Annotated in this window: 9 protein-coding genes; 6 read left to right on the top strand and 3 right to left on the bottom strand. The window is 68.0% G+C overall.

The genetic code is table 11. The features are described 5' to 3' along the window. The first annotated feature begins 47 nt into the window (after nucleotides 1-47). The 4 genes from DX912_RS09880 to DX912_RS09895 all read left to right on the top strand — a co-directional run bounded on the left by DX912_RS09880 (nucleotide 48) and on the right by DX912_RS09895 (nucleotide 2,089). Nucleotides 48-449, top strand: coding sequence for an ArsR/SmtB family transcription factor (locus DX912_RS09880; RefSeq protein WP_115842331.1), 402 nt, complete (start codon nucleotides 48-50; stop codon nucleotides 447-449). After that, the gene (locus DX912_RS09885; protein ID WP_115842332.1) at nucleotides 446-907 is read left to right on the top strand and encodes an SRPBCC family protein; all 462 of its coding nucleotides are present in this window, start codon (nucleotides 446-448) and stop codon (nucleotides 905-907) included. The genes DX912_RS09880 and DX912_RS09885 overlap by 4 nt, the downstream gene beginning before the upstream one ends. Next, entirely contained in the window at nucleotides 904-1,440 is a 537-nt protein-coding gene (locus DX912_RS09890) for an SRPBCC family protein (protein ID WP_115842333.1), read from the top strand. Before DX912_RS09885 ends, DX912_RS09890 begins: the two co-directional genes overlap by 4 nt. A 196-nt stretch (nucleotides 1,441-1,636) precedes the next feature. After that, a complete protein-coding gene (locus tag DX912_RS09895) occupies nucleotides 1,637-2,089 on the top strand; it encodes an FKBP-type peptidyl-prolyl cis-trans isomerase (RefSeq protein WP_115842334.1) in 453 nt (150 codons plus the stop codon). Nucleotides 2,090-2,099: 10 nt separating this feature from the next. Here the strand turns inward: DX912_RS09895 and DX912_RS09900 are convergent, their stop codons facing one another. Then, on the bottom strand, nucleotides 2,100-3,089 hold the full coding sequence (locus DX912_RS09900; RefSeq protein ID WP_115842335.1) for an LLM class flavin-dependent oxidoreductase: 990 nt from the start codon (nucleotides 3,087-3,089) through the stop codon (nucleotides 2,100-2,102). A gap of 120 nt (nucleotides 3,090-3,209) precedes the next feature. Next, the gene (locus DX912_RS18390) at nucleotides 3,210-3,698 is read right to left on the bottom strand and encodes a hypothetical protein (RefSeq protein ID WP_181902786.1); all 489 of its coding nucleotides are present in this window, start codon (nucleotides 3,696-3,698) and stop codon (nucleotides 3,210-3,212) included. Between the two features lie 137 nt (nucleotides 3,699-3,835). On the opposite strand from DX912_RS18390, the gene chrA reads away from it, so the two are divergent. Beyond that, entirely contained in the window at nucleotides 3,836-4,996 is a 1,161-nt protein-coding gene (gene chrA, locus DX912_RS09910; protein ID WP_233433552.1) for a chromate efflux transporter, read from the top strand. 55 nt (nucleotides 4,997-5,051) lie between these two features. Here the strand turns inward: chrA and DX912_RS09915 are convergent, their stop codons facing one another. After that, nucleotides 5,052-6,656, bottom strand: a complete 1,605-nt coding sequence (locus DX912_RS09915) for a serine hydrolase (protein WP_115842337.1) — start codon at nucleotides 6,654-6,656, stop codon at nucleotides 5,052-5,054. A gap of 146 nt (nucleotides 6,657-6,802) precedes the next feature. Between DX912_RS09915 and DX912_RS09920 the strand changes: the two genes are divergently transcribed. Continuing rightward, nucleotides 6,803-8,050 carry a TIGR03862 family flavoprotein gene (locus DX912_RS09920; protein WP_115842338.1) on the top strand — a complete coding sequence of 416 codons (1,248 nt, stop codon included), beginning with the start codon at nucleotides 6,803-6,805 and terminating at the stop codon, nucleotides 8,048-8,050. Nucleotides 8,051-8,212 lie beyond the last annotated feature (162 nt).

An 8,212-nucleotide genomic window follows, 5' to 3' on the forward strand; every position in this document is an offset into this window, starting at 1 on the left:
CAACCCGTTGGTTGACAATCGAACCGGCCGCGCGGATATTCAACCACATGGTTGAATCTAACTCCGATCGTCTCGACGCCGTCTTTCGCGCCCTCGCCGACCCGACGCGACGCGCCATGGTCCGCAACCTCGCGCGCCAGCCGCGCAGCGTGGGCGAACTGGCCGAACCGTTCGAGATCTCGTTGGCCGCGGCTTCCAAGCACATCAAGGTGCTCGAAGGCGCCGGCCTGGTGCAGCGCGACGTGCAGGGCCGCACGCACGTGTGCCGGCTCGATGCCCGCCCGCTGCACGCCGGCATGGAATGGATGCGTCATTACGAACAGTTCTGGAACCAGCGCCTCGACGCGCTCGAGGACCTGCTCCGCGCCGAGGATCGCGACGACGCCACGCGCAAGCCGCCGCGCAAACCTGCCGCCAAACCCGCACGATCGAACCGGAGCAAGCGATGAACCTGCCCGTCACCGTGCGCGTGAGCCGCCGCTTCGATGCCAGTTGCGAACGCGTGTTCGACGCGTGGCTCGATCCGGCGACGCTCGGCCGCTGGCTGTATGCGACGGTGGACGGACAGATGCTTCGCGTGGACGTCGATCCGCGCGTCGGCGGCGGCTACGCGATCGTCGAACGCCGTGCGAACGGCGACGCCGCGCACTACGGGCGATATCTGGAAATCGATCGTCCGCATCGGCTGGTGCTGACGCTCGCCCTAGAGCCGGACGCCGAAGGCGATCGCATCACGGTCGACATCGCGCCCGACGGCGACGGCTGCGTGCTCACCCTCACCCACGAAATGGCGGCCGAGTACGCGGAGTACGCCGACCGCACCGAACACGGCTGGACGACGATCCTCGCATCGCTCGAACGGCACCTGCACACCGCTTCCCCCCACGTGAAGGAGCACCACCCATGAACGACTTCGGCATCGTCACCGCGCCCGACACCGTGCGCATCGAACGTCTCCTGCCCGGCCCGATCGAACGCGTCTGGGCCTACCTCACCGAATCGGAAAAGCGCGGCACCTGGCTCGCGCGCGGCGACATGGACCTGCGTCCCGGCGGCGCGATGGAACTGGTCTTCCACAACAACCGCCTCACCGACAACGACGTCGCGCCGCCGGCGAAGTACGAGAAGTACGGTGGCGAACTTCGTTCGCACGGCCACGTGGTCGAGTGCGATCCGCCGCGGCTGCTGGTGTTCACCTGGGACGAGGAGGCCGGCGGCGATTCGCAGGTGCGTATGGAGCTCGCGCCGAAAGGCGACCAGGTGCAGCTGATCGTCACGCATAGCCGCCTGGCGAGCCGCGAAGGCATGGTCAGCGTGTCGGGCGGCTGGCACACGCACTTGGGCATCCTCGCCGATCGCCTGGCCGGGCGTACGCCCGAGGGCTTCTGGAAGACGCTCGCGCCGATCAATGCGGAGTACGAGAAGCGTATTCCGGCGTAAGGCCATGCGGCTGTCATCCCCGCGCAGGCGGGGATCCAACTCTGCGCGCATCACGCTCTACGGATGCGTTGATGCGCTCACGGTTGGATTCCCGCCTTCCCGGGAATGACGGAAGAAACGAAGTCGCTGGATTCCCGCCTTCGCGCGAATGACGACGAGAAAAGCGAGCAAGCGGGTGGCACGCTATGCTTCGTGCATGACCATTTTCCAGCGCATCCGCAGCGGCCTCGCCGCCTTCGCCACCCTTGCCCTTCTCGCCGCGTGCGCCGATCCCGGCCCGCCGCCGGGCGGCGTGATTCCGAAGTTCGAAATCATCGACCAGCAGGTCGGCACCGGCGCCGAAGCCAAGTCGGGCATGGACGTCACGGTCCACTACACCGGCTGGAATTACGACAAGACCAAGCCCGACGGCCGCGGCGGGAAGTTCGACAGCTCGCGCGATCGCAATGAGCCCTTCACGTTCCTGCTCGGCGCAGGTCGCGTGATCCGCGGCTGGGACGAAGGCGTCGCCGGCATGCGCGTGGGTGGCAAGCGCGTGCTGAGGATTCCCGCCGAATACGGCTACGGCCGCAAGGGTGCGGGCGGTGTCATTCCGCCCAACGGCTCGCTCGTGTTCGAGGTCGAACTGCTCGACGTGCGCGCGCACTGAGGCGCGCGCGTCACGCCAGTGCGCGGCATGCCTGCGCCGCGATCTCGAACGAGCGCACGCGCGCCGCGTGCTCGAATACATTGGCGGTGATCAGCAGTTCGTCCGGCTTGTGGCGTTCGATGAACGCCGCGATGCCTTCGCGCACCGTCTGCTCGTCGCCGACGACCGAGCATGCCAGCGCCTGCTGCACGCCGCTTTTTTCCAGCGGATTCCAGTAGGTTTCGATGTCGTCGATCGGCGCCGGGATCAGCCCCGGATGCCCGCGCCGCAGGTTGACGAACGACTGCTGCAGCGTCGTGAACAGACGCCGCGCCTCCGCATTGTCGTGCGCGCCGACGACATTGAGCGCCAGCATCGTGTGCGGCTTGTCCAGGCGCCTGGAAGGCTTGAATTCGCGCCGGTACATCGTGAGCGCGTGATCCATCGCGTCGGGCGCGAAGTGCGAGGCGAACGCGAACGGCAGGCCCAGCTGCGCGGCGAGTCGCGCCGAAAACAGGCTCGAACCGAGCAGCCACACCGGCACGTCCACGCCCGCACCGGGCACCGCGCGCACCGCCTGGCCGGGCTGTACGGGTTCGAAGTAATGCAGCAGTTCCACCACGTCCTGCGCGAACATGTCGGCCGCTTCGAAATAGCGACGCAACGCATGCGCGGTGGCGTGGTCGGTGCCCGGCGCTCGGCCGAGGCCGAGGTCGATGCGCCCCGGATACAGCGACGCGAGCGTGCCGAACTGCTCGGCTACCTGCAGCGGCGCGTGGTTCGGCAGCATGATGCCGCCGGCGCCGACGCGGATCGTGCTGGTGCCGCACGCGACGTGGCCGATCAACACCGCGGTGGCCGCGCTGGCGATGCCGGGCATGTTGTGGTGTTCGGCGAGCCAGTAGCGCTGGTAGCCGAACCGCTCGGCATGGCGCGCGAGGTCCAGCGTGTTGGCGAACGCCTGTGTGGCGTCGCTGCCCTCGGTGATCGGCGCGAGGTCGAGGACGGAAATCGGGATCATGCAGGCGCTCCTTGGCGGCGAGCCTTCGTACTGGGGGCGGACGCGCGTATTGCCAGCGGCGCGGCGTTCCATCCCTGCAGGTTCAGCATTGCACGGACGCCGGCATCGCCGCGTGAGGCCTCACCACAGGTCGAATGCGACGCCCTCGCGTTCGTTGTCCCACACGGTGCTGAAGACCCACCAGCGGCCGTGTTCGAAGCACAGCTGGATGCTGTTGGCGCCGCGCTTGATCACCGGCGTTTCCAGCGATTCGCGCGCCTCGTAGCGGCTCCACACGTGCGCGACCTGGCCGAAGCGCTCGACGCGCTGCTCGATCTCCACTTCGAAAAAGCCAGTCGCGGCAAAGTACGGCGTGACGTCGGCGATGTAGCTGTCGACGTCGAACACCACGGCGTGCGTGCTGCCGTCGGGATCGACGACCGTGCGCAGGCTGCGTGCGTCCGGATGCTGCAGGTACCGGAAGCGCGCCCAGTCGCGCGGCGCACCCGCCGGGCCGGAAATGCACTCGTAGATGGCGCGCACGATGGTCGGGATGTCCTGGGTGTCCCGCCACCATTGCGGGTTCTCGCCCGTGGCGGGCGTGCCGTGAGTCGGCGTGGCGTGGTGCATGGCCTGCTCCTCTGCTTGGACGTCCATCATGCTGGGCACGGTGTCAACGGAAGTGGAAGGGCCAGCCGGCATACTCGGCACGATTTTCTCCATGGAGCGACGCCATAGAACCCACCTCCGCCCTCGCCGTCTTCCGCGTGTTCCTGCGCCTGGGGCTGGTGTCCTTCGGTGGGCCCATCGCGCACCTGGGCTATTTCCGCGAGGAATTCGTCGTGCGCCGGCGCTGGCTGGACGACGCGCGCTACGCGCAGTTGCTGGCGATCTGCCAGTTCCTGCCGGGGCCCGCGAGCAGCCAGATGGGGTTCGCCATCGGCTTGCTGCGCGCGGGCTGGCGCGGTGCGCTGGCGGCGTTCGTCGGGTTCACCCTGCCCTCCGCGCTGCTGATGGTCGGCTTTGCGTCGATGTCGGCGCAGCTGGATCGCGGGTTCGGCGCCGCGGTCGTCCATGGGCTGAAGCTGGTCGCCGTCGCGGTGGTCGCGCACGGACTGCTCGGCATGGCGCGGCAGATGACGCCCGACGTCCGGCGCCTCGCGATCGCGGCCCTCGCTTGTGCGATCGTGATCTGGCTCGGTACGGCATGGGCGCAACTGGTGGCCATCGCGATCGGTGCGATGCTCGGCGCAGTGTTGTGCCGACGTGTCGCATCGAAGTCCTCATCGCAGGACCCGCTGCCGGTGACGTACGGGCGCGGCGTGGCGACGGCGTTGCTCATGGTGTTCGCGTGCGGACTCATTGCTGCGCTTGCATGGCCGTCGCACGGGCCGACGCTGGGTGCGATGACCGCCGCGTTCTATCGCGCCGGCGCGCTGGTGTTCGGCGGCGGCCACGTCGTGTTGCCGCTGTTGCAGGAAGCGCTGGTCGATCCGGGCTGGATCGCGCCGGAGCGTTTCCTCGCGGGCTACGGTGCGGCGCAAGCCGTGCCCGGGCCGATGTTCTCGATCGCCGCCTACCTCGGTGCGATCGCACCGACCGGATGGCCGCCGGCCGTTTCGGCGCTGGTGGCGTTGCTGGCGATCTTCGTTCCGGGCTTCCTGCTGCTGGCAGCAACGCTTCCCGTGTGGCAGCGCGTGCAGGCGATGCGCGGCGCGGCGCCGATGCTCGCCGGCGTCAACGCCGCGGTCGTTGGACTGCTTGCCGCCGCCTTCCACGATCCGGTGTGGGCACAAGGAATCGCGTCGGGGCGCGATGTCCTCGTCGTACTCGTTGCCTTCGCGCTGCTGGTTCGGCTGCGCGTGGGCGCGTTGTGGGTGGTGGCGTGGTGCGTGGCGGCTTCGGTCGCGATGTATCTGATGGGCTAGTCGGGGACTGCCCTCACCACCCCTCTCCCGCGTGCGGGAGAGGTCCTTCGTGATGTCAGGACTTCGGCTTCTCTTCCTCGACCGGTTTCAGGCGCAGGTCCTGGAAATCGAAGCTGAAGTCCGTCAACGGCGAGATCGCTTCCATCCGTCCTTCGCGTACCTTGCCGTCGGCATCCAGCGAGAACGTCACGAACGCATCGGCGTTGAGCCATCGCTCGTTCCAGCGCACCACGAACGTCTCGTGTTGCCACGGCTCCATCTTGCCGACGAGGTCCGGCGTGCGCGTGAAGCGCATCACCAGTCCGTCCTTCGCCTGTTCGACGACAATGTCGCCGTACCACGGATCGCGATACGTGCGCGCGTACGCAGACAGCGGGCGCGACGGCGGCGCGTTCGCGGCGCGCGCCTCGACGTGCTTGCGCCAGTCCTCGTCGGACTTGTCCTTCGATTTGGCGAGCGCGGCGGCGTAGGCGGCGGTCCAGTCGGTGCGGGGCGCATCGAGGAACGCATCGAGCACGCGCATCGTCACCGCGTTGAACGCGCCCCCGACCTCGGCGTTGGTCAGGACGATCACGCCCAGCTTCTGCTGCGGCACCAGCGTCACGCGCGACACCATGCCGGGCCAGCCGCCGGTGTGCGACACGAGCTTGCGGCCGCGGTAATCCGACAGCGTCCAGCCTTCGCCGTAGCCGAGGAAGTTCGGCTTCGCGGCTTCGAGTTCGGGCACTGCCGGCTTGGGGATCGGGATCGGCGTGATCACCGACCACATTTCCTGCTGGCGCTCTTCGGAGAACAACCGCTGCTGCGTGCCCTTCGCATCGGTGAACATGCCGCCGGCCAGCTGCATGTTCATCCAGCGGCTCATGTCGTGCACGCTGGAATAGATGCCACCCGCGCCCGACACGTTGTGCCACGTCATGCGCGGCGCGGGTTGCAGGTCCTTGAAATCGGCCTTCGCGTGGCCGGTGGCGACGTTGTCGCGCGGACGCAGCGCGTCGGAGTTGAAGCGCGTGCCGCGCATGCCCAGCGGCGCGAAGATGCGCTGCTGCAGGAACTGCGCGTAACTCTGCCCGCTGGCCTGTTCGATCACCAGCTGCGCCACGCCATAGAGGATGTTGTCGTAGGCGTATTGCCCGCGGAAGCTCCCGGTGAGCGGCACGTCCTTCAGGCGGCGCGCCACGTCTTCCGTCGTGTAGTCCGTTCCTGGCCAGTACAGCAGGTCGCCCGCACCCAGCCCGAGGCCGCTGCGATGCGCGAGCAGGTCGCGCACGCGCATCTCCTGCGTGACGTAGGCATCGGACATGCGGAACCACGGCAGGTGCTCGATCACGCGATCGTCCAGGCTCAGCTTGCCTTCGTCGGCGAGGATCGACAGCGACGCCGCGGTGAAGGCCTTCGTGTTGGATGCGATGGCGAACAGCGTGTTGGCGTCGACCTGCGCCGGCTTGTTCATCTCGCGCACGCCGAAACCGCGTTCGAGCACGACCTGCCCGTCCTTCACCACTGCCACCGCGATGCCCGGCACGTCGAACTGTTTGCGCACGCCTTCGACGTAGGCGTCGAAATCCTGCAATTGCGGCGGCAGCGCGGTGTCGCTGGCATGCGCGGCGCCGGCGGCGATCAGCAGCGTCAGGGCGGCGGAAACGGTGCGACGATGCATGGGCGGAGCGGCTCCTTCGGTGCGAGCGCTCGAAGATACCTGCTTTGGCCCGCCGACGAATCGCACGGAAGTTGGCCTGATGCGGCGAATGGGCGGGGAAAACGGCAGCGCAGGCATAATTGCCTGCCCGATCGACCGACCTGCGCATGTCCACTCTTCCGCAGCTCCACGCCCGCCTCGCCATCGTCGGCGGAGGCCCTGCCGGCCTGAGGGCGGCGGAAGTCGCGCGGGCGGCCGGCGTGGACGTGGACCTGTTCGAGGCCAAGGGTTCGGTCGGGCGGAAGTTCCTGATCGCCGGCAAGGGCGGACTCAACCTCACGCATGGCGAGCCGCGTCCCGCGTTCGATTCGAGATACGGCAACCGCGCGCGCGAGGTCGGCGCCTGGCTCGATGACTTCGATGGCGACGCGCTGCGCGAATGGGCGCGCGGTTTCGGCATCGAAACCTACATCGGCACCTCGGGGCGCGTGTTCCCGACCGACCGCAAGGCCGCGCCGCTGCTGCGCGGCTGGGTGCGTCGCCTGCGGGAGGACGGCGTGCGCTTCCACGTGCAGCATCGATGGCTGGGCTGGCGCGACGATGGCGCGTTGCGGTTCGCGACGTCTGACGGCGAGATCGCCGTGCACGCCGACGCGACCGTGCTCGCGCTCGGCGGCGGCAGCTGGCCGGAGCTGGGCTCCGACGGCGCGTGGGTGCCCGTTCTGCAGTCGCGCGAGGTCGACGTCGCACCGCTGGTGCCGTCCAACTGCGGGTTCGACATCGGCTGGAGCGAGCACTTCGCCAGCCGGCATGCGGGTGCTCCGCTCAAGCCGGTGATCGCGCATTGGCACGATGACGCGGGCCGTCCGCACGAACTGCAGGGCGAATGCGTCGTCACGCAGACGGGCATCGAAGGCAGCCTGATCTACACGTTGTCCGCAATGCTCCGCGATGCGATCGCGGCGCACGGCGAAGCGACGCTCGAACTCGATCTTGCGCCGGGGCGCGAACTGCATCGTTTGCGTGCCGATCTCGAGAAACCCCGCGGCGGACGCAGCCTCACCGAGCATCTGCGCCGGCAGGCCGGAATCGAAGGCGTGAAAGCCGCACTGCTGTACGAAGTGCTCGGCAAGGAAGCGATGCTCGATACGCAACTGCTGTCGCGCACGATCAAGCGCTTGCCGCTGCGGTTGCTGCGCGCGCGTCCGATCGCGGAGGCGATCAGCAGCGCCGGCGGCGTGCGCCTCGAAGCGCTGGACGCCGGCACGCTGATGCTCCGCACGATTCCCGGCGTGTTCTGCGCAGGCGAAATGCTCGACTGGGAAGCGCCGACGGGCGGCTACCTGCTGACGGCGTGCTATGCGAGCGGAGTGCGCGCAGGGCGTGGCGCGGTGGAGTGGTTGCGGCGCGTTTGATCGTCGTTTCGGAGGCCAAAAGCGACGTCACCTTCAATTGGATCCGTCATCCCCGGCGAAACCCGGGATCCAGGCTCTCACGCTAATCGCCGCACTCTTCGTCATTCCAGCGAAAGCTGGAATCCATTTTGATTTTGAGTGTGCGTTGTGACTTCGAAGTTG

The organism is Lysobacter soli (assembly GCF_003382285.1).
Lineage (GTDB): Bacteria > Pseudomonadota > Gammaproteobacteria > Xanthomonadales > Xanthomonadaceae > Lysobacter_J > Lysobacter_J soli.